23 protein-coding genes are annotated in these 23662 nt (G+C 69.1%); 9 read left to right on the top strand and 14 right to left on the bottom strand.

The window, feature by feature from the left end; translation table 11 throughout:
* Window positions 1-40 precede the first annotated feature (40 nt).
* Entirely contained in the window at window positions 41-550 is a 510-nt protein-coding gene (locus ACFSXZ_RS37625; RefSeq protein ID WP_378270957.1) for an SRPBCC family protein, read from the bottom strand.
* Between the two features lie 178 nt (window positions 551-728).
* Between ACFSXZ_RS37625 and ACFSXZ_RS37620 the strand changes: the two genes are divergently transcribed.
* On the top strand, window positions 729-1586 hold the full coding sequence (locus ACFSXZ_RS37620; protein WP_378270955.1) for a LysR family transcriptional regulator: 858 nt from the start codon (window positions 729-731) through the stop codon (window positions 1584-1586).
* Window positions 1587-1724: 138 nt separating this feature from the next.
* Here the strand turns inward: ACFSXZ_RS37620 and ACFSXZ_RS37615 are convergent, their stop codons facing one another.
* The 4 genes from ACFSXZ_RS37615 to ACFSXZ_RS37600 form a co-directional block, all read right to left on the bottom strand.
* Entirely contained in the window at window positions 1725-2324 is a 600-nt protein-coding gene (locus tag ACFSXZ_RS37615; protein ID WP_378270954.1) for a DUF4190 domain-containing protein, read from the bottom strand.
* 167 nt (window positions 2325-2491) lie between these two features.
* Window positions 2492-3193: a TIGR03089 family protein gene (locus ACFSXZ_RS37610; RefSeq protein WP_378270952.1), complete on the bottom strand. Its 702-nt coding sequence runs from the start codon at window positions 3191-3193 to the stop codon at window positions 2492-2494.
* A gap of 1 nt (window position 3194) precedes the next feature.
* Entirely contained in the window at window positions 3195-4502 is a 1308-nt protein-coding gene (locus ACFSXZ_RS37605) for an LCP family protein (protein ID WP_378270951.1), read from the bottom strand.
* Window positions 4503-4550: 48 nt separating this feature from the next.
* Window positions 4551-5864, bottom strand: a complete 1314-nt coding sequence (locus ACFSXZ_RS37600; RefSeq protein WP_378270949.1) for an LCP family protein — start codon at window positions 5862-5864, stop codon at window positions 4551-4553.
* A 119-nt stretch (window positions 5865-5983) separates the two neighbouring features.
* On the opposite strand from ACFSXZ_RS37600, the gene rfbB reads away from it, so the two are divergent.
* Both rfbB and rfbD read left to right on the top strand, forming a co-directional pair.
* Window positions 5984-6976 (top strand): dTDP-glucose 4,6-dehydratase, encoded by a 993-nt coding sequence (rfbB, locus tag ACFSXZ_RS37595; RefSeq protein ID WP_378270948.1) that lies wholly within the window; start codon window positions 5984-5986, stop codon window positions 6974-6976.
* Window positions 6976-7893 carry a dTDP-4-dehydrorhamnose reductase gene (rfbD, locus tag ACFSXZ_RS37590; RefSeq protein WP_378270947.1) on the top strand — a complete coding sequence of 306 codons (918 nt, stop codon included), beginning with the start codon at window positions 6976-6978 and terminating at the stop codon, window positions 7891-7893. Before rfbB ends, rfbD begins: the two co-directional genes overlap by 1 nt.
* Window positions 7894-7999: 106 nt before the next feature.
* Here rfbD and ACFSXZ_RS37585 read toward each other — a convergent pair whose 3' ends face one another.
* Both ACFSXZ_RS37585 and ACFSXZ_RS37580 read right to left on the bottom strand, forming a co-directional pair.
* A complete protein-coding gene (locus ACFSXZ_RS37585) occupies window positions 8000-9028 on the bottom strand; it encodes an amidohydrolase family protein (RefSeq protein WP_378270946.1) in 1029 nt (342 codons plus the stop codon).
* A gap of 26 nt (window positions 9029-9054) precedes the next feature.
* Window positions 9055-9942, bottom strand: coding sequence for an NAD(P)H-binding protein (locus tag ACFSXZ_RS37580; RefSeq protein WP_378270945.1), 888 nt, complete (start codon window positions 9940-9942; stop codon window positions 9055-9057).
* A gap of 74 nt (window positions 9943-10016) precedes the next feature.
* Here ACFSXZ_RS37580 and ACFSXZ_RS37575 point away from each other — a divergent pair, with 74 nt between their 5' ends.
* Window positions 10017-10637 (top strand): TetR/AcrR family transcriptional regulator, encoded by a 621-nt coding sequence (locus tag ACFSXZ_RS37575; protein WP_378270943.1) that lies wholly within the window; start codon window positions 10017-10019, stop codon window positions 10635-10637.
* A 74-nt stretch (window positions 10638-10711) separates the two neighbouring features.
* On the opposite strand, the gene ACFSXZ_RS37570 is transcribed toward ACFSXZ_RS37575, so the two are convergent.
* The 4 genes from ACFSXZ_RS37570 to ACFSXZ_RS37555 form a co-directional block, all read right to left on the bottom strand.
* The gene (locus tag ACFSXZ_RS37570) at window positions 10712-11782 is read right to left on the bottom strand and encodes a glycosyltransferase family 4 protein (protein WP_378271068.1); all 1071 of its coding nucleotides are present in this window, start codon (window positions 11780-11782) and stop codon (window positions 10712-10714) included.
* A gap of 61 nt (window positions 11783-11843) precedes the next feature.
* Window positions 11844-14351 carry a glycosyltransferase gene (locus ACFSXZ_RS37565; protein WP_378270942.1) on the bottom strand — a complete coding sequence of 836 codons (2508 nt, stop codon included), beginning with the start codon at window positions 14349-14351 and terminating at the stop codon, window positions 11844-11846.
* 55 nt (window positions 14352-14406) lie between these two features.
* The gene (locus tag ACFSXZ_RS37560) at window positions 14407-15558 is read right to left on the bottom strand and encodes an FAD-dependent oxidoreductase (RefSeq protein ID WP_378270940.1); all 1152 of its coding nucleotides are present in this window, start codon (window positions 15556-15558) and stop codon (window positions 14407-14409) included.
* A 106-nt stretch (window positions 15559-15664) separates the two neighbouring features.
* Window positions 15665-16624 carry a glycosyltransferase family 2 protein gene (locus ACFSXZ_RS37555; protein ID WP_378270939.1) on the bottom strand — a complete coding sequence of 320 codons (960 nt, stop codon included), beginning with the start codon at window positions 16622-16624 and terminating at the stop codon, window positions 15665-15667.
* Here ACFSXZ_RS37555 and ACFSXZ_RS37550 point away from each other — a divergent pair.
* Both ACFSXZ_RS37550 and ACFSXZ_RS37545 read left to right on the top strand, forming a co-directional pair.
* A complete protein-coding gene (locus tag ACFSXZ_RS37550; protein WP_378270938.1) occupies window positions 16605-17672 on the top strand; it encodes a glycosyltransferase family 4 protein in 1068 nt (355 codons plus the stop codon). The two genes, ACFSXZ_RS37555 and ACFSXZ_RS37550, sit on opposite strands and share 20 nt — an antisense overlap.
* Window positions 17673-17706: 34 nt before the next feature.
* Window positions 17707-18855, top strand: a complete 1149-nt coding sequence (locus ACFSXZ_RS37545; protein ID WP_378270936.1) for a glycosyltransferase family 4 protein — start codon at window positions 17707-17709, stop codon at window positions 18853-18855.
* 120 nt (window positions 18856-18975) lie between these two features.
* Here the strand turns inward: ACFSXZ_RS37545 and ACFSXZ_RS37540 are convergent, their stop codons facing one another.
* Window positions 18976-19509, bottom strand: a complete 534-nt coding sequence (locus ACFSXZ_RS37540; protein WP_378270934.1) for a hypothetical protein — start codon at window positions 19507-19509, stop codon at window positions 18976-18978.
* A gap of 130 nt (window positions 19510-19639) precedes the next feature.
* On the opposite strand from ACFSXZ_RS37540, the gene ACFSXZ_RS37535 reads away from it, so the two are divergent.
* The gene (locus ACFSXZ_RS37535) at window positions 19640-20506 is read left to right on the top strand and encodes a glycosyltransferase family 2 protein (RefSeq protein ID WP_378271067.1); all 867 of its coding nucleotides are present in this window, start codon (window positions 19640-19642) and stop codon (window positions 20504-20506) included.
* Between the two features lie 43 nt (window positions 20507-20549).
* Here ACFSXZ_RS37535 and ACFSXZ_RS37530 read toward each other — a convergent pair whose 3' ends face one another.
* The gene (locus ACFSXZ_RS37530) at window positions 20550-20900 is read right to left on the bottom strand and encodes a hypothetical protein (protein ID WP_378270933.1); all 351 of its coding nucleotides are present in this window, start codon (window positions 20898-20900) and stop codon (window positions 20550-20552) included.
* Between the two features lie 138 nt (window positions 20901-21038).
* Here ACFSXZ_RS37530 and ACFSXZ_RS37525 point away from each other — a divergent pair, with 138 nt between their 5' ends.
* On the top strand, window positions 21039-22121 hold the full coding sequence (locus ACFSXZ_RS37525; RefSeq protein ID WP_378270931.1) for a sugar phosphate nucleotidyltransferase: 1083 nt from the start codon (window positions 21039-21041) through the stop codon (window positions 22119-22121).
* A 31-nt stretch (window positions 22122-22152) separates the two neighbouring features.
* Window positions 22153-23055: a DNA-3-methyladenine glycosylase family protein gene (locus tag ACFSXZ_RS37520; protein ID WP_378270929.1), complete on the top strand. Its 903-nt coding sequence runs from the start codon at window positions 22153-22155 to the stop codon at window positions 23053-23055.
* A 33-nt stretch (window positions 23056-23088) separates the two neighbouring features.
* Here ACFSXZ_RS37520 and ACFSXZ_RS37515 read toward each other — a convergent pair whose 3' ends face one another.
* Window positions 23089-23643, bottom strand: coding sequence for an NUDIX hydrolase (locus ACFSXZ_RS37515; RefSeq protein ID WP_378270927.1), 555 nt, complete (start codon window positions 23641-23643; stop codon window positions 23089-23091).
* Between the last annotated feature and the right edge of the window lie 19 nt (window positions 23644-23662).

The raw sequence follows: 23662 nt of genomic DNA, 5'->3' as shown, positions 1-23662 counted from the left end.
AACGGGGCCATAACTGTGCGGTGCGACGGCGTCCTTCGTATCACTTTTCCGAGCGTCGCTTGACCTCCGCGAGCGTCGAATTCATCCCACCCTCGATTTCGCGCAATCGATAGGACATGACCTCTTCCTCCTTGTCGGGTTCTTGCTCGATCGTGGCCGACAGTCCCCCCGTTCCCGGCCCCACCTGTACCCACTGCCGGAGGCTCGTGCCACCCTCGGACGGCTCGAGTGTGAATCGCCACCGTGTAGCGGGCACTTGGTTGTCGCCAATGACATCCCAGGCAATCACCTCGGGTCTTGCGTAAGCGATGATCCGTGACGTGGTCTGCCACTCTCCGACGAGTGGATGACTGTTGTAGCCGACGAACAGCGCTCCCTCTGCCGGCCCGGTAGCACCGTCGAGCCACTCCACTCGCTGCAACTCAGTACTGATCGACGCCATCGCCTCGATGTCGGAGATCTCCGACCAGACCCGCTCAGGCGGTGCATCCACCCAAATCGCGATCTCGAGACTCGGCGTGTCAGCGTATCGCGTAGCAGTCCATCCCATGACTAATTGCTCCCCGACAAATCGGCGTACCCGTGCTTGTCTGTGATGTCCGGCGTCTCCGGGGCGCCGCGAAGAAAGAGTTCGGTCACGGGTTCAGATCCTCCAATACGACGGCCCACTGGGACAGACCGATCTCGGCATGGAAAGCGATGCCGCGAGGGCATGGGAGACTGAGGCGATGACCGACATCGATCTTCGTCAGCTGCGTTATCTCGTGGCTGTCGCCGAGAAGGGCGGCATTACCCGAGCCGCCGAGCGGCTCGGGATAACGCAGCCCGCCCTGTCGCGAGCCATCGCCAGTCTGGAGCGGAGTATCGGAGTCCCGCTGGTCGAACGACGGCCCCGCGGCACGGTTCTGACCGCTGCCGGCGAGGTACTGGCCGAGCGTGCCCGCGCCATCGACCGGCAGGTATCGATGGCTGTGTGGCAGGCCCGTGAGACCAGCGACGTGGTGCCACCGATACGGATCAGCGCCCGCGCGTGCGAGTTCGAGATCCTCCGCGAGCTGATCAGCGAATATGTCGCGGCACACCCCGGGCAGAGCGTCGAGGCGGTCATGGCGGACTGGCGTACCCAACTGTCGATTCTGCGTTCCGGCGGGACCGAACTCGCTCTTGTCAGCGGCGAGTTCGACGACGAAGCCCTGGACAGTGTGGTGCTCACCGTTCACGAACGAGTGGCGGTGTTGCCGGCCGGGCACCGGGTGGCCGGCCGGGAGATCGTCGACCGTGCCGAGTTGCTGCCGGACCCGGTGATCGGCTGGGCCGGCAGCAGCCCCGCGGAGCGCGCGTACTGGCTGGACGGCGCGCCGCTGGCCGGTCCCGAGGTCGAGGACCTGCTCCAACTGCTGGTTCAGGTACGGCTGGGTGACGGCATCGCTTTCGTGCCCCGGCTGATGCTGGACGACATCCCGCTCTTGCCAGGCGTCGCCGTCGTCCGCGTCAACGGATTGGCTCCGGCCTGTCTACGACTGGTCTGGGCGGAGCAGCGGACATCGGCCGCCGTCGACCGCTTCGTAAAACACGTTGCCGCGTGAAACCCGCGCTCAGTGGCCGGATTGTGCCGGCCGGCGCCGATGGTGAATCCGATCGTCGCTCACGGGGCGGCAAGCCGTTCACCTCCGTCGTCGGGCTGGTCGCGACGACGCCCGCCGCCACGGCTGAACCGCGCCCGGTCAGAAGCCGTCGCAGGAGGCGACGGCGAACGGGCCGGAAGCGGTGGAGGTCCTGGTCGTCTTGCCGTTGACGACGACCGCGCAGGTGATCGTCCCGCCACCGGCGCCGGTGGTGATGGTCAGCGCGCTGGCCTTGAGCTTGCCCTTGATCTGAATGTCCTTGGACCAGGGCAGGGCCGTCGCGTTCTCCTGATCGGTCGCGCTGCCGTCGTCGCCGAAGGTGGAGTAGGTGATCGTGGGGTCGTTCGCGGTCCCGGTCACCTCGTACCGCACGTCGGTCACGTCACGGGCATCCCGGCTGACGAAACTGGCGACCCCGGCCGTCCAGGCGACGCAGACGATCAGCCCGAGCGCCGAAAGCACGACGCCGATGACGGCCAGGCTCGCGTGCGGCGCGCTGCCCCGCCTGACGCGGATGAGCCCGAGCGTGCCGAAGACCACGCCGAGGATGACCAGGGGCCACGCGACCAGTCCGATGACGGGAATCAGCGAAAAGATCAATCCCACCATGCCGAGGACGAAGCCGGCGATGGCGAAGCCGTTACGGCTGACCGCCGGCGGCGGGCCGTCCCTGCCGGGCGGGGTGGACCGATCGTTCATCGGGCCTCCTTGGCGGCTGCGCCGTGAAATAAAGGAGCCCTCTGGCGCGCTGGGGGACCACGCCGGAGGGCTGCTTATATTTTCGGTCGCTCGTCCGCCCGGCGCATCACCAAGCGTCCCCAATCACCCACAGTGGGTGATGGAGACGGTCACTCGCGGGCGGCGGGCTAGGAGAGGTCCTTGGTCGTCCGCTCGGCGTCGCGCCGGGCGGCGAGCTTCGCGGGATCCGCGTCGGTGACCTGCACCAGATGGGCACCCACGGACAGCGGGGCGAGAAAACCGTCGACGATACCTTCCGGCATGGTCCAATCCATAGTGGACAAGACCCGGTCACCCGCGGTGATTCCGGATTTCTCCGCACTCGCCCGGCAACGGGCCAGTATCTGTTCCACAGTGGACGCTTCGAGCGCCGGCGTGTCGTCCGGGACCGGGAAGGCCGGGCTGAAGGTGTCACCGCAGAGCCTGACCTCGGCCAGGTAGTCGAAGGAGCCGTCGCGCGGTGGCTCGGCGAGGCCACGCCCGAGCGGGTCGAGCGCGACCACCGCGGTCGTTTCCGCCGGACCCGACGCCTCCGGCGTGACGAAGGCCACTCGCGCCCCCGCGGTTTCCCCGGTCACATCCGCGCCGCACCACCACGCGCCGAGCAGCACGCCGGCGGTCTGCCAGTGCGCGGGCAGGAGGACCGCCACCGCGTCGCCCGGCTCCACGTCGAACTCATCGACCAGCCAGTTCGCCGTCTTGGCGGCCCAGTTCGCCACCGTCGCCACGGACAGTTCGATCCTGGTGCCCGCGGCGTCGTCGTAGTGGGTGAGCAGCGGGCGGCCCGGCTGAGCCAGGAGGGGGCGGAGCAGGTGATCGGTCAGGCTCATTTCAGTCCACGCATTCCACACCGTTGACACTGGTCGTCTGCAGCGGCGTGTCATAAGCCGCCGGGGCGATCCTGCCACCTGGTGTCCCGCCGTCCGGCGCCGCCGCCCTGCCCGCGAGTGTCGAGAAATACCGGCGGACCGCGTCGGGGTCGACCTGGACGATGCTCTGCTTGCCGTCGGGGCTCCAGCCGTTGATCGTGATCACCGGGATCGTGCCGAAGGTGATGCCGCCCGAGGTCAGCCCCTTGGCCTGCTGAGCCAGTTGCAACAGGTCGAAGCCGGGGTCCACGACGAGCGAACGGCTCAGCGCGTCGGTCAGCCCGCTCATCGTCGCCGGATTGGTCAGAGTGCCCGCGGTGAGCACCTTGCGCAGGGCCGAGGTCAAAAACGCCTGCTGCCGCTGGATCCGGTCCAGGTCGCCGTGCGGCAGGTTCTTCCGCTGACGCACGAAGGACAGCGCGTCACCACCGGAAATGGTCTGCAGGCCGCCGCGGAAGTGGGCGCCGGAGTCCTTGTCGTCGGTCGCGTGGTTGAGGCAGACCTCGACCCCGCCGAGCGCTTCGGTGAGCAGATAGAAACCGAGCAGGTTGACCTCGGCGTAATGGTCGATGCGAACCTGGGTGAAGTCCTGGACGGTCTGGACCAGTGCCCGTCGGCCGGCCTGGTCGGAATCCCGTTCGATCGCGGCGGCGTCCTCCTGGCCACGCAGCCGCGCGGCCTCGGCGTTCTTGGCCACCGCGTACACCGAGTTGATCTTGGCTTGGCCGCCCTGCGGAACGTCCACCCAGGTGTCGCGCGGGATCGAGGTGGCGGTCGGTTTTCCACCGCCCCGCGGCACCCGCAAGACGATCAGCGTGTCCGTGTTGAGTCCGTCCGCCTGCTCGGTGCGCAGGCGCTTGAGCACCGATGCCGGGAGCGGGTTGCCCTGACTGTCGGTCCGCGCGTCGGTCCCGACGAGCAGGATGTCCTCCGCGCCGTCGTCGGTGGGCGGGGCCTTCACGTCAGGTGGCAGCGCGAGGACGTCGCTGGTGTGCACGTCGCTTTGGACCCGGTGGTAGGTCAGGAAGCCGTAGCCGGTGGCCGCCAGGGCCACCACCGAAAGCAGGGACAGCGCCACCTTGCCCGCCGTCCGCACGGGGTGGTGCCTTTTCCGGACCACGGGCTCCGCGTCCGTTTCCGGTGAGATTTCCGTTTCGGTACCGGACACCTCGGCTGAGTCACCGACGTCTTCGTTCGAGACGGGCGCGCTGTCGTTTTCGGGGTCTCCCGAGGGATCCGGCCGCTTCGCGGTCGTCTCGTCCTCGTCCACCGGCCTACCCCCTCTTGGCGCTTTTGCTTTCAGGTTAAGGCAAAAGGGTCAGTTCACACAGGGAACTTCTCCGCCGGTAATGGGCTGCGGCGTGCTCGATGGCGGCACCGCTGTGGTGGAGACCACTGGATTACTCCGTCTGGCCGCGCCATTCGGCTGCGCTTTGGGCGCCGAGGAGGACGGCCGTGCCGGGGTCGTGCTCGCCGGCGTGCTCGTGGCCGCCGGGGCATCGGCGATCTGGCCGTCGACGAAGTCGTGCACGGCTGCCGGGTCGACCTTGAGCACGTCCGCACCGCCGATCGTCGCCGGGCCTTCGATGGGAATGGTGTGAAATTCCACGTTCCCGCTGTCGAGGCCGCGCATCTGGGCGGCGAACTGCACCACGTCCCAGTTGTCGGAGAGCACCACGGATTTCTTCACAGCCGCGATCACGTCCGAAATCCTGCCGGGGTTCAGCAGCATGTCCTTGGACAGCACCTTGCGGGCCAGGCCGGACAGGAACGCCTGCTGGCGCGCGATCCGGTCGAGGTCGTAGTTGGGCAGGTCGTAGCGTTGCCGGACGAACGCCAGCGCCTGCACACCCTCGATCGTCTGACGGCCGCCGGGCAGGTCGATGCCCGACTTCTTCTCCTTGACCGCGTGGTTCAGGCACACCTCGACCCCGCCGATGGCCTTGGTGATCTCGTCGAAGCTGGCCAGGTTGACCTCGGCGTACCGGTCGATCATGTGCGGCCTGCCGATCAACCGCTCCAGCGTGCTGATCAGGTTCTTCCGGCCGGCCATCTTGGCTTCCTTGTCGATCTCCTTCGGGTCGGTGACGCCGTGCCGCTGGAGTTCTTCCGCCTTGTCGTTGTAGGCGTAGGCGAACGCGCTGTTGAGCTTGTGCTTGCCGTAGTCCTGTCCGACATCGACCCAGGAGTCACGGGGGAACGAGATGGCCACCGCGTGCCGACCGTTCTGCGGGATGTGCACGAGGATCATGGTGTCGGTGTTGCGCTCGCCGTCGTCGTCCCCGGCGTGCAGGGCGTCGAGCACTTCGCGGGGCAGTGGATTGCCCTGGTTGTCGGTGCGGCTGTCCATGCCGACCAGCAGGATGTCGACGGCGCCGTCGAGCGGCACCGCGTGCGGCTCCTCGGGTTCGAACACCTGGGTCGTGGTCAGCCCCTCGTTGGGGTCGCCGACGAAATGCCAGCCGTACCAGGTCATCGCCAGCACCGTGATCGAAACCAGCGAGATCACGACCTTCCCGCCGCGCCGCAGGAACACCACGAAGGGGCGAGCCCGTCTCCGTTCCGGCACCTCGGGCACCTCAGGCGCGGGCTCCTCCGTCGCCTCGTCGCACGTCGCTACCCCCTCCGTCACCCCGTTCCTCCTGCCCCCGCCCGTTCTGTACGGTTCAACATTACTGTCGTCGCTTCAAAGACTCCGGCGGACAGGCGTACGTTGCATTTGCCGAGCAAAACTTTTCCAGGAGGGTGTCGATGCGGGTACTGGTGACCGGCGGAGCGGGTTTCATCGGGTCCCATTTCGTCCGGCAGATACTGTCGGGGGCCTACCCGTGGCTGACCGGCGCCGAGGTGGCGGTGCTGGACAAGTTGACCTACGCGGGCAACGAGGCCAACCTCGCACCGGTCGCCGCGGACCCGCGGCTGCGGTTCGTGCGCGGCGACATCTGTGACACCGACGTGGTCGCGACGCTGGTGTCCGGTATGGATCTCGTGGTGCACTTCGCGGCGGAGTCGCATGTGGACCGGTCCATCCACGGGTCCGCCGACTTCGTGCTGACCAACGTGCTCGGCACGCAAACCCTGCTGCAGTGCGCCCTGGAAGCCGGAGTGAGCCGTTTCGTGCATGTTTCAACGGACGAGGTGTACGGCTCGATCGAGACCGGTTCGTGGTCGGAAGACCACGTACTGGAGCCGAATTCGCCGTATTCCGCGTCCAAGGCGTCGTCCGATCTCATGGCGCGCGCGTTTCACCGCACGCATGGACTCCCGGTTTGCGTGACCCGGTGTTCGAACAACTACGGTCCGTACCAGTTCCCGGAAAAGGTCATCCCGTTGTTCGTCACGAATCTCCTGGACGGGCGGAAGGTCCCGTTGTACGGCGACGGGCTGAACGTCCGGGACTGGCTGCATGTGGACGATCACTGCCACGGCATCAACCTGGTGGCCGAACGTGGCCGGGCGGGTGAAATTTACAACATCGGTGGCGGGACCGAACTGACCAACCGGCAGCTGACCGAGCGTCTGCTCGCGGCGGTGGGGGTCGGCTGGGAGATGGTCGAGCCGGTGACCGACCGCAAGGGACACGACCGGCGCTATTCGGTGGACATCACCAAGATCGCCACCGAGCTGGGTTACCAGCCGCGGATTCCGTTCGAGCGGGGCATCGAGGAGACGGTGGCCTGGTACCGGGACAACCGATCGTGGTGGGAGCCGCTGAAGGAGCGGGCCGTGCTGGTGGGCGAGTGATGACGGGCGAACGCACCCCGCTGAGCGTGCTGGTCCCCGGTGGGACCGGCCAGCTGGGCACCGCGCTGGCGGCGCTGGCGTCACCGGAGGCCGAGGTGCGGGCCCCGGGCTCCGCGGAGCTCGACCTGACCGAGACCGGCGCGATCGTGCACGCGGTGAGCACGCTGGCGGAGGAGTCGGACGCCGACGGGCGCGCGCCGGTCGTGATCAACGCGGCCGCCTACACCGCCGTCGACGCGGCGGAAACCGACGAGCGGCGGGCGTTCGCGGTGAACGCGGACGGGCCCAGGGTGCTGGCGGCCGCCTGTTCGTCACGCCGGGTGCCGCTGGTGCACGTGTCGACCGACTACGTGTTCTCCGGTGACGCCGAGCGACCGTACGAACCGGAGGACGCGGTGAACCCGCGAACCGCCTACGGCCGCACGAAGGTCGCGGGTGAGGACGCGGTGCTCGGCTCCGGCGCACAGGCGTGGATCGTGCGGACAGCCTGGGTCTACGGTGCGGGCGGTTCGAACTTCGTGCGGTCCATCCGGCGGCTGGAGGCCGAACGCGCTGAACTGTCCGTTGTGGACGATCAGCGTGGTTCCCCGACCTGGACCGCCGATCTCGCCGCGGGTCTGCTGGAACTGGCCCGCCGCATCGTCGATGGCGCGGCTCCCGGGCGCCGGATCCTGCACTGCACCGGAGCGGGCGAAGTCACCTGGTACGGGTTCGCGCGGGCGATCTTCTCCGAGATCGGTGCCGACCCCGACCGCGTCCGGCCGTGCACCACGGCGGATTTTCCCCGTCCCGCCCCACGTCCCGCCTATTCGGTGCTTTCGGGCGAGTCGTGGCGCGACGCCGGGCTGACTCCGTTACGCCCCTGGCGGGAAGCGCTGCACGAATACCTTTCCACCGAGACCCTGGCCACCAGTTGATAATCGACTGTTTTCTCGAGTAGCCGTGGAGGAAGGGCTGTTTACTACGGATAGTCCGTAGTAAACAGCCCTTCCTCTTGTCTGCCGTCGCCCGTCGTCCGGCCGGTCAGATCCGGAAGAGGGCTTCGGCGTTGCGGTGCGTGATCTTTTCCCTTTCTTCGTCGCTGATGGGAAGGCCTTCGAGGAAGGCTCGCGTGCCGTCGAGCGTGAGATACGGGTAGTCGACCGACCAGAGGAGGCGGTCGATGCCGATGGTGTCGCGGATGAACCGGAAGTGCGGCGCGTCGAACATGCCGCTGGGCGTGACCCACACATTGCCGCGGTAGGTCTCGGTGATGGTCCTCGACAGGCCAGTGACGCTGGTCGGAAGGACACTGTCCAGCCGGCTCAGGTAGAACGGCACCATCTCACCCCAGTGCCCGCTAATGACCTGCAAGGTGGGAAATCGTTCGAAGACCCCGGACAGGATCAGCCGCAGCAGGTGGACGCCGGCTTCGTGGTGCCATCCCCAGCCGCCGAGGGAGAAGCCGGCCGTCACCTCCTCCGGCAGACCGGCGTAGTAGGCCTGCTGGACCTGGGGGAGTGGATAGAACGGGTGCAGGTAGAGCGGTACCCGCAGGTCGGTGAGCTTGCGCAGCACCGGTTCGTACCGGGGATCGTCGAGGAACGTCTCGCCCGGACGCCCGACGATGAGCACGCCCTTCAGGCCGAGCTCGGTGATCGCCCGGTCGAGTTCGTCGGCGGCGGCAAGAGGGGCTTGCCAGGGCAGCACCGCGAAACCGCTCAACCGGTCTGGGTGAGCGGCGATCGCCTGGGCCAGCCGGTCGTTGGCCGCTCGGGTCAGTGGTACGGCCTCGTCGGCCGGCGCGAACTGAGCGGGGCTGCTGTAGGAGACGATCTGCACGTCGATGCCGTGGGCGTCCATGTCGCGGAGCCGGTTGTCGCCGAGATCGGCGCTCAGTCGCACGGCTTCGCCCATCTCCACCACGACCGGCCGGTGCCGGTCCCGTGGCGCGGCGGTGGCGGTGGGTGAGCTCTGCCACCGCAGGTAGGGCGCATCCCTGTCCATTGTGGACTTTGAGGCGCGCGTGATCGCCGGGTCGGTGGCGTGTTCCTCGACGCAGATCAGTTTCATCGGTATCTCCTCGGTTGTCGTCAGGTTCACGCCGCGTCGAAGGCGGGCTTGAGCACGTCCTGGCACCACTGGCGGAACGTGGTGGGGGTGGTGTTCTCCGGCGTACGGGTCACACCTTCGTTCAGACCGTTGTTTCCGGCCAGCAACATGTCGACCATGGCCTGCGCCATCGGTTCGGACCAGCCGTAGGCGAGCAGGTCGTCCTTGAGGGAGTCTGCCGGGGTCTGCTCATAGCCGACCGGGATGCCCAGCGTGTCGGAGATGATCTCGGCCATCTCGTTGAACGACAGGTCTTCCGGGCCGAGCAACGGCACTTCGGCGAAGCCGGTCCAGTCGCGATCGAGCAGCAGGCCGGCGGCCGCGGCGGCGATGTCGCGGGTGGCTACCGTCGGCATCTTGCGGTCGCCGGCCACCGGGGAGCCGAACCTGCCTTCGGTCTTGATCGCGCGTACCGAGCGCAATGTGTTGTCCATGAACGCCGGGTTGGTCAGGGCGCGGTAGTTCACGCCGCGGCTCGCGATCAGGTCGTCCATGGCCAGGGTGGCCGTGACGTACCCGGCGTGCTCGGCGACGGGCAGGCCGCGGCCGAGGGCCGAGACGCCGACGACGTGTCCGACGCCGTGCTCGACGAACGCCTCGACGGCTGGGCGTGCGAAGTCGACGTAGGCGGCGTGCGCGCTGGGCGCCTGCCGGTCGGCCGGAACCAGCCAGAACACCGCGTCGGCGCCCGCGAAGGCCTTGTTCACCACTTCGGGGTCGTCATGTGAGCCGGGGACGACCTCGACACGGTCGCGGACGGTGGGGTGCAGCCGGGACGGATCACGGACAATGACCCGGACCTGTTCGTTCGCGTGGATCAGACGGTCGACGACCTGGCTGCCGATGGTCCCGGTTGGAGTGGTGGTAACGATCATGTGAAGCTCCCTGGCGCACGTTGGACCTAAGTAAACTCTACTGTACCGTTTCCTTTGCGAGGAAGGCACCTGTCATGGCGCTCAGGGGCGAGCGGCTGCGGGAACACATCCTGTGGACGGCCAAGGACGTGTTCATCGAGCTGGGTTTCGAGCGGACCTCCATGGACGTGGTGGCCGCGCGGGCGAAGACCTCGAAGCGTTCGCTGTACGCGCACTTCGAGAACAAGGACAAGCTGTTCGGCGCCGTCATGACGTTGGTGCGTGAGCTCTATCTCGGGAAGCTGCTGCGGACCCCGGCCGAGTACGGTGACGACCCCGCGGAGGCGATCGCGCGGTTCTGTGGCCGGCTCCTCCAGGTCCAGTTGTGGAATTCGGCGCTCCGAACGCTGCGACTGGGCATCGCCGAAGCCGAACGGCTGCCCGGCGTCGCCGCGGAGTACTACGAGTCGATCTTCGAGATCCCGCAACAGCGGCTGGCGGACTTCGTGGTCGAGCGCTACGGCGTCGACACCGGCGCGGCTCATGAGATCGCCCAGCGGCTTCTCGGCCGCGCGGTCTACCCCGTGTTGATCGGCGCTCTGCTCGGGGTGGGCGAACCTCTGGCCGAACGGCCCGAGGAAAGCACGCTCGAGACCGACGTCGATCTCGAACCACTGCGGGCCGCCGTCGCCGCCTTGCTCCCGCCGCTTCGGTAGGCGTTGCGGAGCAAGGGGCGTTTACTACGGACTATCCGTAGTAAACGCCCCTTGCTCCCAAAACAGGCCCCGGGCTACCGGCCGGCGGCGGTGCGGTAGGCGGCAACCGTGGTGACCGCGCAGCGGCGCCAGGTGTAGGCGGCGGCGTGGGCCCGGCGAGCGATGGATTCGGACGCGAGGCGCGGTTCGGAGACGGCGGCGCGCAGGGCTTCGGCAAGTGCGTCGACCTCGGCGTAGGGGACCAGCCGCGCGTAGCCACCGGATATTTCCCGGAGCGCGGGGACATCCGTGCACACCACCGGGACATCACACGCCAGGGCCTCCAGAACGGGCAGCCCGAACCCCTCGTCCCGCGAGGGCAGGACGAGCGCCGACGCGCCCGCGACCACCTGGCGAAGGTCGACATCGGACAGGTAGCCCAAGTGCCGGACCCGGTCCGACATCGCGAACGGCCCAGGTCCCGAGAACAGCAGCGGCGGCAGATCCGGCGCGGCGGCATGTGCCTTGAGCAGCCAGTCGAGCCCCTTGCGTGGCCCCGAAGCGCCGACGAACAGCAGGTATTCCGACGGCAGCCGCAGGCGTTGGCGCATCTCGGGGGTGGGAGTCCTGGCGGTGAACCACGCCGCGTCCACGCCCAGCGGCGTCACCATGACCTTCTCCCGCGGCACGTCCAGGCGGGACGCCACGTTGTCGGCGACGGCCGCGGTCGGCGTGCACACCACGTTCGCCCTGGCCACGCCGAGCCGGACGAGGGCGGGCAGATCCCGGTCGCTGGGGGCCAGTTCGTCCGGCGCGTCGAGGAAGGCCAGATCGTGCACGGTGAGCACGCTCGCCGCGCGCAGAGTCCCGGGCAGGACGAAGTTCGTGCCGTGCACCACATCGGCGAGGCCGGCGAACAACTCGACCGGTGGAAACGACGAACGCAGCCAGCACGCCCGCAGGAGCCGTGCCGAAACCGGCATGCCGCGGGCACGGGCGCCGTGCGGCAGGACGTACCGCAGCCGCCGCCAGCCGCGCAGTGTGAACGCCACGGCGCGCATGTCCACATCGGACAGTGAAGCCAGTTCCTCGGCGAGCGAGGCGGTGTACCGGCCGACCCCGGTCCGCCTTCCCAGCAGCGGAGTGCCGTCCAGCAGGACCTTCAGCGGCTTCGTTCTCGTGCGAAGCGCCTTCGATGCGGGCGACGATGGGCCGGCGGGTCTGGGGTCAACCACGCCCGCGCGCCACTTTCCGCACGCGCCCGGCGACCCGTCGCACCAGCTCCTTCGGCCCGCCGTCGGCCAGGTACTCGCGGATCAGGGCGAGATCACGCCGCATGACCTGGCCGCCGCTCAAGGGCGCGGCGACCACCAGATCCTCCGCGCCGGGGAGCCGGTCCGCGGCCGGGCGCGGGTCGCGGCAGAACTCCACCAGCGGTTCCAGTGCCTTCGGCCAGGCGTACCGCTGAGCGACCCTGGCGATGCGCTCCACACAACCGGCGGCGAAATCAGCGTCGTAGAGCGCCCGTTTCAGTGCTTCGGCGAGCGCGGCCGGGTCCTCGGCGGGTACGACCACCCCGAGCCGTTCCTGGCGCACGAGGTCCGCGAAGGCGTCACCGTCGGTGGTGACGATCGGCAGTCCCGCCCACAGGTAGTCCAGCACCCGGGTGCGGAACGCGAAGGTGGTCTCGACGTGCTCGAAGTGCGTGGTCACCCCGCAGTCGGCGTCGAGCAGCCAGTTCTGCCGCTCGTGGTAGGGCACCCATTGCTCGTTGAAGAACACGTGTTTGCCGGTCAGCCCGAGCGTGTCGGCGAGCCGGACCGTGCGCGCGCCGATGTCCATCTCGGCGACCTCGGGGTTGGGGTGGCGCATGCCGAGGAAGACCAGTCGCACGTCGGAGTGCTCGTCGCTCAGCTTCGCGATCGCGTGAATAAGGGTCAGCGGGTCGAACCAGCTGTAGACCCCACCGGCCCACAGCACCACGCGGTCGGTTTCGGCGAGGCCGAGCGCGGTCCGCAGGCCCGGCCCGGTGCGCACGGGCGGTTCGGGGGAGAGTCCGAACGGGACGACCGCGAGCAGGGACTGCGTTGTCGGATCGGCGTCGTAGAGCCGTGGGGAGAGACGGCCGAGCGCGGCCAGATGCCCCAGCCAGAACAGCCGCTGCCGTTCGGACGCGCAGATGAAGAAGTCGCCGCGTTCGAGTTGCGCGTCGAGGACCCTGGTGACCCCGGCCAGGTCCGCGGAACGCTTGTCGTCCGGCGCGCTCTTGCCTTGTTCGAGCAGCTCCAGATGCATCGGATCGTAGAGGTCGCAGACGACGATCTTGTGCGACTTCTTCAGCGCCGGTGCCATCTCGAGTACATGGCCCTGAAGAATCACGATGTCCGCCCACTCGACCGGCTCGGTGAGGTCCCGCTTGCGCGCGGCGCTCACCGGGAACGGCGCGGGCGGAGGCGCGGCCAGCGGATTGACCGTGACGAGCCGCACCTCGTGTTCGGCGGAGAGCACCGTGGCGATGTTCCACGCGCGGATCGCCGGACCGGCCATCCGGTCCGTGATGGCGTCCCCGGTGATCACCAGGACACGGCGCCGTTGCCCGAAGAGTTTTTCGATGCCGAACGCCTGGACCAGGATGTCGTGCGCGGCGAGGTAGCGAGGCAGGGGATAGGCGGGCTCCAATGCCTTGCGCAGCAAGGGAATCAGATCCGCGTCGGTGCGGACGCGGGCGGCTTGCTCGACCGCCCGCGACTCGGCCAGCGAGGGCAGCAGCTCGACGAACTGGTCCACGCCGAGAACACCGGCCAGCATGGTCCTCGGCACCTCGACGGGGGAAGTGTCGATCGGGCCGGTACCACGGGCCAGATCGAGTTCGGTCCCGTCCAGACCCGCCCGGGCGGTGGCGCGCCGCACCGCGAGGGCGAGCGCGGCGGGAAGCGCCTTGGCGAGGGTTTCGTCGGAAACGTTCTTGTAGAGCGCGGCCAAGGCGTTGCGCTCCAACAGGAAGGTTTCCCGGCCGGTGTCCGGGGAGTCCACTTCGGACATCGTCCCGTGATGCCGGTGGTAGGTCAGCGAGGCCGGCACGTAGCGCACCCGCCAGCCCCGCAGGTTCAACCGCCAGCCGAGATCCACGTCCTCGTAGAACATGAAGAAGCGCTCGTCGAAACCGCCGACTTCGGCGAACACCCCGGCGCGCACGAACATCGCCGAGCCGGTCGCGAAGAGCACGTCCTTGGGCTGCTCGTGCTCGGCCGCGGGTACGTCGGCGAGCGGGCTGCCCGCGTGCCGCTTGTAACCCATGCCGAACCAGGTCAGGCCCCCGTCGACGAAGTCCGCCGCGGTGCCCTCCCAGTCGAGCACCTTGCTCGCCACGGCCGCCACGCCGGGCTCGGCGCGTAATTCGGCGACCGCCGCCCGCACCCACTCACGGTCCGGGCGAGCGTCGTTGTTGAGGAAGGCGAGCACGCTTCCCTGTGCGTGTTCCGCCCCCAGGTTGCAGCCGCCCGCGAAGCCGAGATTGCGCTCCGAAGCGATGATCTTCACGCCCGGAACGGCTTTCAGACGCGCGAGATCGTCTCCGCCGGACGCGTTGTCCACGCACAGGATTTCCAGGTGGGGATAATCGAGGCCCTCGGTGAGCGCGCGCAGGCAGGTGATCGTGTCGGCGGCGCCGCGGTAGTTCACCACGATCACCGAGACCAGCGGCAGTGGTGCTTCTGCTGTTTCCCCCGGAGCCAACTCGCGACCTCCTCGATGTATGGCCCCGAATATTAGCGGGCGGCGGTGCCGTGGCTCAGGTGGTCCGCTCACCCGCGGTGAGCGCCGTGAACGCGTCGATCAGGATCTGGGCCGGGTTCTCGCCGTCGGCGCCGGAGAGGATCTCGCCGAACTCGGCGCTCTTGATGGCGATCTCGGTGCTCCGGGGGAACATGGCCTGCTCGTACTCGGTGAGGGCGGCCTCGATGTCCTTGGGGTGCTCGGCGATGGCGGTGCCGAGTTCGGCTCCGTCGAGCATGGCCAGGTTGGCGCCCTCGCCGTTAGGGGCCATGAGGTGGGCCGCGTCGCCGACCAGAGTCACCCCGGGTACGCGGTCCCAGCGGTGCTTGATCGGCAGGGTGTAGTGAGGGCGTAGGACCGGTGCGGTGTCACCATCGGTGATCAGCGCGGTCAGCTCCGGCGCCCAGCCGTCGAATTCGCGCGCGACCCGCGCGGCGGCCGCCGCGGCATCGGTGAAGTCGATGGTGGCGAACCAGTCCAGCGGCCTGCTCAGCATCACGTAGGTGTGCAGGGTGTCGCCGCTTTCCCGGTGGGCCATGATCGTCTTGCCCGACGCGTAAGTGCCCATCGACCCGCCGCCGACCGCTTTGGCGCTCCTCGGGTGGCGGGTGTCGGCGTCGAACAGGTAGGTCTCGACGAACGACGTGCCTGCGTACTCGGGGGTGGCACCGGACAGCAGCGGCCGGACCCGTGACCACGCGCCGTCCGCGCCGACCAGCGGGTTCGCGACGACCGTGGTGCCGTCGGCGAAGGTCACCTCGTGGCGGCCCTCGTCGAGGGTGCGGACGCCGGTGACCTTGTGACCCCACCGGACGGAGCCGGCCGGGAGTGAGTCGAGCAGCATCTGTCGCAGCTCGCCGCGTTGCACCTCAGGGCGTCCACCCGTGCCGTCGTCGGCTCTGTCGAACAGGACGGTGCCGTCCCGGTCGAGGAGCCGCATTTGCTGGCGGCCGTCCAGGATGAGGCCACGGAACTCCTCCATCAGGCCTGCCGCCTCGACGGCGAGTTGCCCGTTGTAGTCGTGGATGTCGAGCATCCCGCCCTGCATGCGCGCCTCCGGGGAGGGTTCCGCTTCGTAGACCGTCGCCGGAATACCGTGGATGTGCAGGACGCGGGCCAGCGTCAGTCCGCCGAGTCCGGCGCCGATGATCGTGACAGGGGTGTGCATTGAAGCTCCTTGGATTTCGAGGGCGTCTTCAGGCACCCGAAGGCTGACGCGGGTCGCTGACAAAGCGCGCACACGACGCTGACGCCCCGCTGTCTGAAGCGGTGGATCAGCCTTCTCGAGAAACCGGTGTGGCCCAGGTTCGCCAGACGCTGCGCCGGGAGACTTCCGACCGCCGGGTGATGGCGCGCCGGGCACGCAGTGCCGAGGGCAGGCGCAGCAGGACCTCGGCCAGTACACCGCACCGCAGGCCGACGCGGAAGTTCTCGGCGTCCGGAACGTCTTGACGTATCGGCAAGAGCGCGGTGAGCACGGCGAAGCGGGAAATCTCACGCACAGCGACACCGGCGGGAGCGCAACGTAAGAGGGTGAGTAAGCGGTTGCGCTCGTTCCACCGGTGGAACGAGCGGGAGCCCGGTCGAGTCGTCGCGCCGTGGCGGTGAGTCACCCGCGCGCCGGGAACGGCGACGATGGCGTGGCCGGCGAGGCGGATCCGCCAAGCCGTGTCGGTGTCCTCGTAATAGCAGAAGAATCCGGCGGGCACCCCGCCCACCGCGCGGAGAACGTCCGTCCGCAGCAAGGCGGCGCCACCGCAGAAACCGAAAGCGGGGACCGCGGTGGTGTCGGCGCCGTGGCCGTCCGGCGTGAGGCGGACGCCGAGGGACTGGAGCGTGCCGTCGGCGTACTCGAGCCGGGAAGTCGCCGCGGCGGCCGAGCCGATGGCGTCTTCCAGACGGGCGAGCCAGTCCGTGGCCGGTACCGCGTCGTCGTTCAGCCAGGCCATGAAGGGGGTATCGACCAGGGGCAGGGCGGCCTGCATCGCACCCGCGTAACCGGCGTTGCGCGGCAGCCGGACGACTCGCGGGCGGGACGGGTGGCCGGCGAGCAGCCGCGCCGTACCGTCGTCGGACGCGTTGTCCACCACCAATGTCCTATGTGGACGTTCTTGGGCGGCCAGCGCGTCCAGGCACGCGGCGATATGGCCCGCGCCACGCCAGGTGACCACCACGACCGTCGTGCGTTCCGGCACGGCGAGCACAATACGGGCCGTGCCGGAACTAGTGGTCATCGCCGAGCAATTGCTGGCGCCGGTCCCGGGCGGGACCGGGCGCTACACCGCCGAACTCCTGCGAGCGCTGGCGGCGACCGCGCCGGAGGGCTGGGTGGTTTCGAGCGTCGTCGCGCGCCATGCGGATGTGGCGAAAGCACAGGTCGAAGGGGTTGCCGGCCCGCGCGTGCTGCCCCTGCCACCGAAAGCGCTGACTCTCGCCTGGCAACTCGGGATCCCGTTCTGGCCTGGTGGTGACGCGGTGCACGCGCCAACACCGCTGGCCCCGCCCAAGCCCGGCCGGCACACGCTTTCGATCACCGTGCACGACACCGTGCCCTGGACCCACCCCGGAACTCTCACGCCTCGCGGGGTCGCCTGGCACCGTTCCATGATCACTCGCGCCGCCCGGCGGGCGACCGGACTCGTGGTCCCTACCAACGCGGTCGCCGAGGATCTGCGGCGGCATGTCGGCGTGGCGGTGCCGATACGGGTGGCCGGGCACGGCGTGGCCGCCGCCTTTACCGGTGAGATCGCCGCGGAGGAACACCTCCCCGTCGAACTTCCCGATCGCTATGTGCTGGCGATCGGCACGATCGAGCCGCGCAAAGGCATAGACGTCCTGGTCGAGGCCATGCGCGAGGTCGATGTTCCGTTGGTGCTGGCAGGCCAGCCGGGCTGGGGACGGGTGGACACCGGAGACGCCGTCGTACTCGGGCGGTTGACGGATCACGAACTGGCGGCGGTGCTGCGCCGCGCGACCGTGCTCGCCGCGCCGAGTCTCGCCGAAGGCTTCGGCCTACCGGTCCTGGAAGCCATGGCGGCCGGGGTGCCCGTGGTGCACTCGGACGCGCCCGCACTCGTCGAAGTCGCGGGAGCGGCCGGCGTCGTGGTTCCCCGTGGGAACGCGAAAGCGCTGGCCACGGCCCTGCGAGAGATCGTTTACGCACCGGCGCGACGGGCGGAACTGGCCGCGCTGGGCCGCGAACGCGCTTCCGGGTTCAGTTGGCATAAGGCGGCAATTGCGGTCTGGCGTATTCACAATGAATGTGAGTTTGTGAGTTCCTGACCGGCACGGGTTCCGGGGGTCGTACCCTTCACGGGTGGGAAGAGGCGAACCCAGCGTACTGATCGACGCCACCGCCGTGCCCGCGGACCGAGGTGGGGTCGGTCGCTATGTGGACTCCCTGGTGCAGGCACTCGACGCGGACGACGGCCGGATCAGCGTCGTCTGCCAGCCGCGCGACGCCGGTCTCTACCATCAACTCGCCCCGCGCTCGCGGATCATCCCGACCGTGCAGTCGACGGCGACCAGGACGGCCCGGCTCGCGTGGGAGCAGACCACGTTGCCCAGGCTGGCCCGGCGTCTCGGGGTCCATGTGGTGCACTCCCCGCACTACACGATGCCGTTGGCGAGCCCGGTCGCTTCCGTGGTGACCCTGCACGACGCGACGTTCTTCACCGACGCGGTGCTGCACTCGTCGGTCAAGGCCCGCTTCTTCCGGACATGGACGCTGACCGCGTTGCGACGCGCCACGGTATGCGTCGTGCCCAGCAAGGCGACCGCGGCCGAACTCGCGAGGGTGACCAAGGTGCGGCCGCGGCGAATGGAGATCATCGAGCACGGCGTCGACGTCGAACGTTTCCATCCGCCATCGCCCGAAGAGGTCCGGGCCGCCCGGGAAGCGATCGGTGTCGAGCGGATGCGCTACATCGCCTTCCTCGGGGCGCTGGAACCGCGGAAGAACGTGCCGGCCCTGATTCGCGGGTTCGTGAAGGCGGTCGAAGACCGGCCCGACCCGCCGGCCCTGGTGCTCGCGGGCCAGCCCGGCTGGGACACGCAGGTGGAAAAGGCCCTCGACGCGGCCCCGTTGCGGTTGCGCGTCATCCGCGCCGGCTATCTGCCGTTCGAGACGCTGGCGGGATTCCTCGGCGGTGCGGACCTGGTGGCGTACCCCAGCCTCGGGGAAGGGTTCGGGTTGCCGGTGCTGGAGGCCATGGCCTGCGGAGCCTGTGTGCTGACCACCAGGCGGCTGTCGCTGCCCGAGGTCGGCGGTGACGCGGTCGCCTACTGCGGCGTGGGCGCCGGTGACGTGGCGGTGGCACTCTCTGAACTTCTCGACGACCCGTCGCGCCGGGCCGCGCTGGCTGCCGCCGCGCAGCGAAGAGCGAAAGAGTTCTCGTGGGCCGCGTGCGCGGACCGGCACCGGGAGGCCTACGGCCGGGCCTGGCTGGCCCACCACCGCCGCTGAACCTGGGAAATGTGGACAACGAGGATTCGGTCGCCTACACTAGGTAGCGCGAGGCCCCGGTGGGGCCGAGAAGTGAGCCCGTGACGCGTCCGGACGGTCGTCTCACGGGCTTTGCGCTGTTCACAGCTCGATGACCCGCGCCACCGCCGAGCAGACCCTCCTGCGCCAGTCGCCTCCCGCCCCATGGCACCACGCGACGGTGTCGGAGATCCACAGCAGCGGCTCCGCGGCTGAATCCATGTGCTCATAGGTCAGTTCCGTCTTCGACGGGTGTGCGCCCAGAGCGCGCTGGAGTGTCACTTTGTCGTGGCGGTCACGCAGATCGCGGCTGTCGAAGACCAGGCGATGTGCCCCAACTTCGAGTAGGTCGCGCACGGCCCGTTCAAGGCATCGCTGCCTCGTCATCTCCTCAGTCCTGGGAGTACAGGGCGCCGTGTAGACATGGGCCGGTATGCCCAGTCCCGCGATGCGGTCCGCCAGGCTCCGTCGCCGTGGTTGTTTTTCCTTCTTGAAGTGGATCTCCCGCGCCCCGGGCAGGAGCAGGCCGACCAGTTCTTTTCGTGCCGACGTGAGACGGGAGGGCTCGACGATCGTCACACAGAGCAGGTAGCTGCCATTCCGGGTCGACTCGTCGATGAAGGCGTGAACTGACACCCTGCCGATACTCGCCGTTACTCCGGCGGGGTGTCGCCTGGTTGGCGACGGCTCCGCCCGATTGTGTGACTTCGCGCAGGTGAGCGCGGTTCATGGGGTGGCCCACGCGTCCGGCGCCGAACCCGGCACAATGACCAGGGTGACCGAGCCGACACGCTATGGCGATGGGCTCGCCGTGGTCGTCGTGACCTACTTCCCCGGCGAGGACCTCGAACGTTTCCTCGACACTCTCGAGAAGGCCACGACGCGCGACGTACGGGTCGTGCTGGCCGACAACGACTCCACGGACGACGCGCTCGACAAGGCCGCGCGGCGGGAGAACGTGCACCTGCTGCGGATCGGGGAGAATCTCGGTTACGGCGGCGGCGCGAACCGTGGTGTCGCCGAACTGGACGAAAGTTACGGCTGGGTCGTGGTGGCCAACCCCGACCTCGAGTGGGAGCCGGGTTCGCTCGACATCCTCCTCGAGGCCACGAAGCGGTGGCCCCGTGGCGGCGCTTTCGGGCCGCTCATCCGGGAGCCCGACGGCACGGTCTACCCGTCGGCCAGGCTGCTGCCTTCGTTCGGCCGCGGCATCGGGCACGCGGTCTTCGGCAAGATCTGGCCCGCGAACCCGTGGACCAGGGCGTACCGGCAGGAACGCGCGCCCGTGGAGCGGCGGTCGGAGTGGCTTTCCGGCTCGTGTCAGTTGTTCCGCCGCGAGGCCTTCGAGGCGGTCGGCGGATTCGACCCGAAGTATTTCATGTACTTCGAAGACGTCGATCTCGGCGACCGGATCGGGCGCGCCGGATGGCTCAACGTCTACGCCCCTTCGGCCGTCGTGACGCATATCGGCGGTAAGGCTACGTCCCGGGCGCCCAAGAAAATGCTGGCCGTCCACCATGAAAGCGCTTACCGCTACCTCGCCGACCGGCATCAGGGGCTCGCCTGGAAGCCCGTTCTGGCCTTGATCAAGGCGGGCCTGGCGGTTCGCCTCCGGATCGAGACGCGCGGCTAGCGCCGGCCTCCGGCAACGGAGGCCGGCACCGGTCAGCGCAAGATCAGAGGCCCTCGAGGCGGCGCGCGAGGTCGGACTGGCCGTTGGTCTGTGTCGTGGTCGGGAGCAGGCCGCCGACCTGGTCTTCCCACGGATGGTCCGCCCGCACCGCGGGCAGATCGACGCGGGTGTCCGGCTTGCGGAGGCTCTCCTGCACCGACTCGATCACCGACGACGGCACGACCGCGGTGGTCTCCGGATCTTCGCCTCGGTCGATCTGGTTGACCACCGACCGGGGAATCTGCTGCGTGTTCGCCGCGTCCATCGGTGAGGTCGCGTCTTCCGGCGTGACGACGAACGCGCCACGCGCCCGTGCCCGAGCCAGCAAAGCGTCCGCCCGCTCGAGGGGGTCCATCGCCTCGCCTCCTGATTCGAGCCAGGCCCCTCTGCGAGAGGGGCCACCCGTGTGCTGTCTAGGGTAGGCCCTCCGGGCCGTCACCGTTAGCGTTTCCCCCGGGTTTGTCGCCGGGGGTTGCGTGATAACAGGAGGAATTTGACCGTGGAACGAGATGCGCCAGACGCGGTGGTGCTGGTCGGTGGCAAGGGCACGCGCCTGCGCCCGCTGACCCTGTCCGCCCCGAAGCCGATGCTGCCGACGGCGGGGGTGCCGTTCCTGAGCCACCTGCTGTCCAGGATCCGGGCGGCGGGAATGACCCACGTCGTCCTCGGCACCTCCTATCACGCCGAGGTCTTCGAGCGGTTCTTCGGTGACGGCTCCGCGCACGGGCTGGAACTGGAGTACGTGGTGGAGGACGAGCCGCTCGACACGGGCGGCGCGATCCGGAACGTGGCCGGACATCTGCGGGCCGCCGACGCGGTGATCTTCAACGGCGACATCCTGTCCGGCGCCGATCTCGGCGCGCTCGTCCGCACGCACCGCGACGCCGGGGCCGACGTGACCCTGCATCTGCAACGGGTGGACGACCCGAGCCGGTTCGGCTCGGTGCCCACCGACGACGACGGCCGGGTCACCGCCTTCCTGGAGAAGGCCCCCAACCCGCCGACCGACCAGATCAACGCCGGTTGCTACGTGTTCCGGCGCGAGGTCATCGAGGGCATCCCGGCGGGACGCCGGGTGTCGGTCGAGCGGGAGACGTTTCCCGGGTTGCTCGCGGCGGGTGCCCACCTGCACGGTTTCGTCGACGCGTCGTACTGGCTCGATGTCGGTACCCCGGAGGCGTTCGTGCGTGGTTCGGCCGACCTGGTTCGCGGTGTCGCCCCGACCTCCGCGCTGCCCGGTCCGGCCGGCGACGCGCTCGTGCTGAACGGTGCCCGTGTCGATCCGGGTGCCGCGGTGACCGGCGGGTCCACGATCGGTTCCGGCGCCGAGGTCGCCGCGGGCGCTCAGGTGGTCGCTTCCGTGCTGTTCGACGGCGTTTCCGTCGCCGAGGACGCGGTCGTCGAGAACTCGGTACTGGGTGCGGGGTCGCGGGTGGCCAAGGGCGCCGTGCTGCGGGGCGTGGTGCTCGGCGACGGTGCGTCGGTCGGTGCGGGCTGTGAGCTGCTCACCGGCGCGCGGGTGTGGCCCAACGTCGCGCTGCCGGACGGATCGATCCGATTCTCCAGCGACGCTTGACACCCCGGGCCGGACGAGATGCGGTGAGGGCGTGAAGTCGCGGTGGCATCGCCCTGGTTTTCCGCTCGATCTCGGTGCGGTGCTGGCACCGCACGGCCGGGGCAAGGGCGATCCGTGTCAGCGCCACGACGCGGGCGTCATATGGCTGACCGGCAACGCGGCGGGTGGACCGGGCACGCTGGCGTTGCGCGGTTCCGCTGACGGGGGTGTCGAGGCAAGGGCCTGGGGGCCTGGCACGGACTCCCTGTTGGACGGGCTGCCCGCGCTGCTCGGCGCGAACGACGACGACAGCGCGTTCGTCGCGCATCACGACGTGGTGGCCGCGGCGCGCCGCCGCATGCCGGGGCTGAGACTGGGTGCGACGGGCCGGGTGTGGGACGCGCTCGTGCCGGCGGTGCTGGAGCAGAAGGTGACCGGAATCGAGGCTCGCCGGTCCTGGCGTGAGCTGTGCCGCTGGTTCGGTGAGCCCGCCCCGGGCCCGGCGCCTGCCGGTATGCGCGTGCCGCCGTCGCCGAAGGCGATATTGTCCATTGTGGACTGGAACTGGCACCGGGCCGGTGTCGATGTCAGCCGCAGGCGTGCGCTGATCGGCGCGGCGCAGGTCGCGCACCGGCTGGAGCGTGCCGCCGAACTCGGCGGCGCCGAGGGGCGTGCGCTGCTGCGCAAGGTGCCGGGCATCGGGGTGTGGACCGCGGCCGAGGTGGCACAGCGCGCCTGGGGCGACCCGGACGCGGTGAGTTTCGGTGATTTCCACATCCCGGCCATCGTCGGGCACGCCCTCGTCGGTGAAGGGCTCGACGACGCCGGCCTCGCCGAGGTCCTCGCCCCCTACGCGCCACAACGACAGCGAGCCGTCAGATACGTCGAGGCGGCCGGGTTTTCCCGTCCGCGCTTCGGCCCCCGCCTGCCGGCACGGGACTACCGCGCGATCTGACCGGCAACGCGTTTCTGGAGGAAGGTGTGTTTACTACGGATGATCCGTAGTAAACACACCTTCCTCCGCAACCGCGACTCGCGCCCGCGCGCCCGCGAGCGGTCCGGCCAGGTCCGCCGAATCCGGTGGCAGCCCGTCCAGCGGCCACCAGCGCAGATCGTCGGACTCGTCGCTGCGCACGGCTTTCGCCCCGCGCGGTGCCTTGATCGCGAACCGGACGTCGAAATGCCGCGTCGGCACACCGAGCGAGCACGTGATCGGGTGCACGTCCAGGTGGACCGGTTCGGGGTCGATACGCAACCCGTCGATGCCGGACTCTTCGTGTGCTTCCCGCAGCGCGGCCGCGACCAGCGAATCGTCCCCGGGCTCGCAGTGACCGCCGAGCTGAAGCCAACGGCCGACGCGCGGGTGCAGGGTGAGCAGCACGTTCTCCCCATCCGCGTCGAGCACCATGGCCGACGCGGTGAGATGACCGGCGGCACAGGATCGCGCGCAGGCGTCCTCCCGTGCGGCGAGGAACCCGAGGAAGGCCTGGCGCAAAGCCTCCTGCCCGTGTTCCAGCGGTCGCCACTCGGCCAAAACGGACACCGCGGACTGATGCAGGGGC

It is taken from the genome of Amycolatopsis pigmentata, assembly GCF_042684065.1.
GTDB lineage: Bacteria > Actinomycetota > Actinomycetes > Mycobacteriales > Pseudonocardiaceae > Amycolatopsis_E > Amycolatopsis_E pigmentata.
The sequence above is the reverse complement of the archived record's forward strand: the minus strand, read 5'-3'. Positions and strand labels throughout refer to the sequence as shown.

Excerpts from the sequence above, each read along its gene's own strand:
- ACFSXZ_RS37620 (WP_378270955.1), top strand. The coding sequence starts at position 729 with ATGACCGACATCGATCTTCGTCAGCTGCGTTATCTCGTGGCTGTCGCC.
- ACFSXZ_RS37615 (WP_378270954.1), bottom strand. The coding sequence starts at position 2,324 with ATGAACGATCGGTCCACCCCGCCCGGCAGGGACGGCCCGCCGCCGGCG.
- ACFSXZ_RS37535 (WP_378271067.1), top strand. The coding sequence starts at position 19,640 with ATGACCAGGGTGACCGAGCCGACACGCTATGGCGATGGGCTCGCCGTG.
- ACFSXZ_RS37610 (WP_378270952.1), bottom strand. The coding sequence starts at position 3,193 with ATGAGCCTGACCGATCACCTGCTCCGCCCCCTCCTGGCTCAGCCGGGC.
- ACFSXZ_RS37575 (WP_378270943.1), top strand. The coding sequence starts at position 10,017 with ATGGCGCTCAGGGGCGAGCGGCTGCGGGAACACATCCTGTGGACGGCC.
- ACFSXZ_RS37530 (WP_378270933.1), bottom strand. The coding sequence starts at position 20,900 with ATGGACCCCCTCGAGCGGGCGGACGCTTTGCTGGCTCGGGCACGGGCG.
- rfbB (WP_378270948.1), top strand. The coding sequence starts at position 5,984 with ATGCGGGTACTGGTGACCGGCGGAGCGGGTTTCATCGGGTCCCATTTC.
- ACFSXZ_RS37625 (WP_378270957.1), bottom strand. The coding sequence starts at position 550 with ATGGGATGGACTGCTACGCGATACGCTGACACGCCGAGTCTCGAGATC.
- ACFSXZ_RS37580 (WP_378270945.1), bottom strand. The coding sequence starts at position 9,942 with ATGATCGTTACCACCACTCCAACCGGGACCATCGGCAGCCAGGTCGTC.
- ACFSXZ_RS37585 (WP_378270946.1), bottom strand. The coding sequence starts at position 9,028 with ATGAAACTGATCTGCGTCGAGGAACACGCCACCGACCCGGCGATCACG.
- ACFSXZ_RS37560 (WP_378270940.1), bottom strand. The coding sequence starts at position 15,558 with ATGCACACCCCTGTCACGATCATCGGCGCCGGACTCGGCGGACTGACG.
- rfbD (WP_378270947.1), top strand. The coding sequence starts at position 6,976 with ATGACGGGCGAACGCACCCCGCTGAGCGTGCTGGTCCCCGGTGGGACC.
- ACFSXZ_RS37555 (WP_378270939.1), bottom strand. The coding sequence starts at position 16,624 with ATGACCACTAGTTCCGGCACGGCCCGTATTGTGCTCGCCGTGCCGGAA.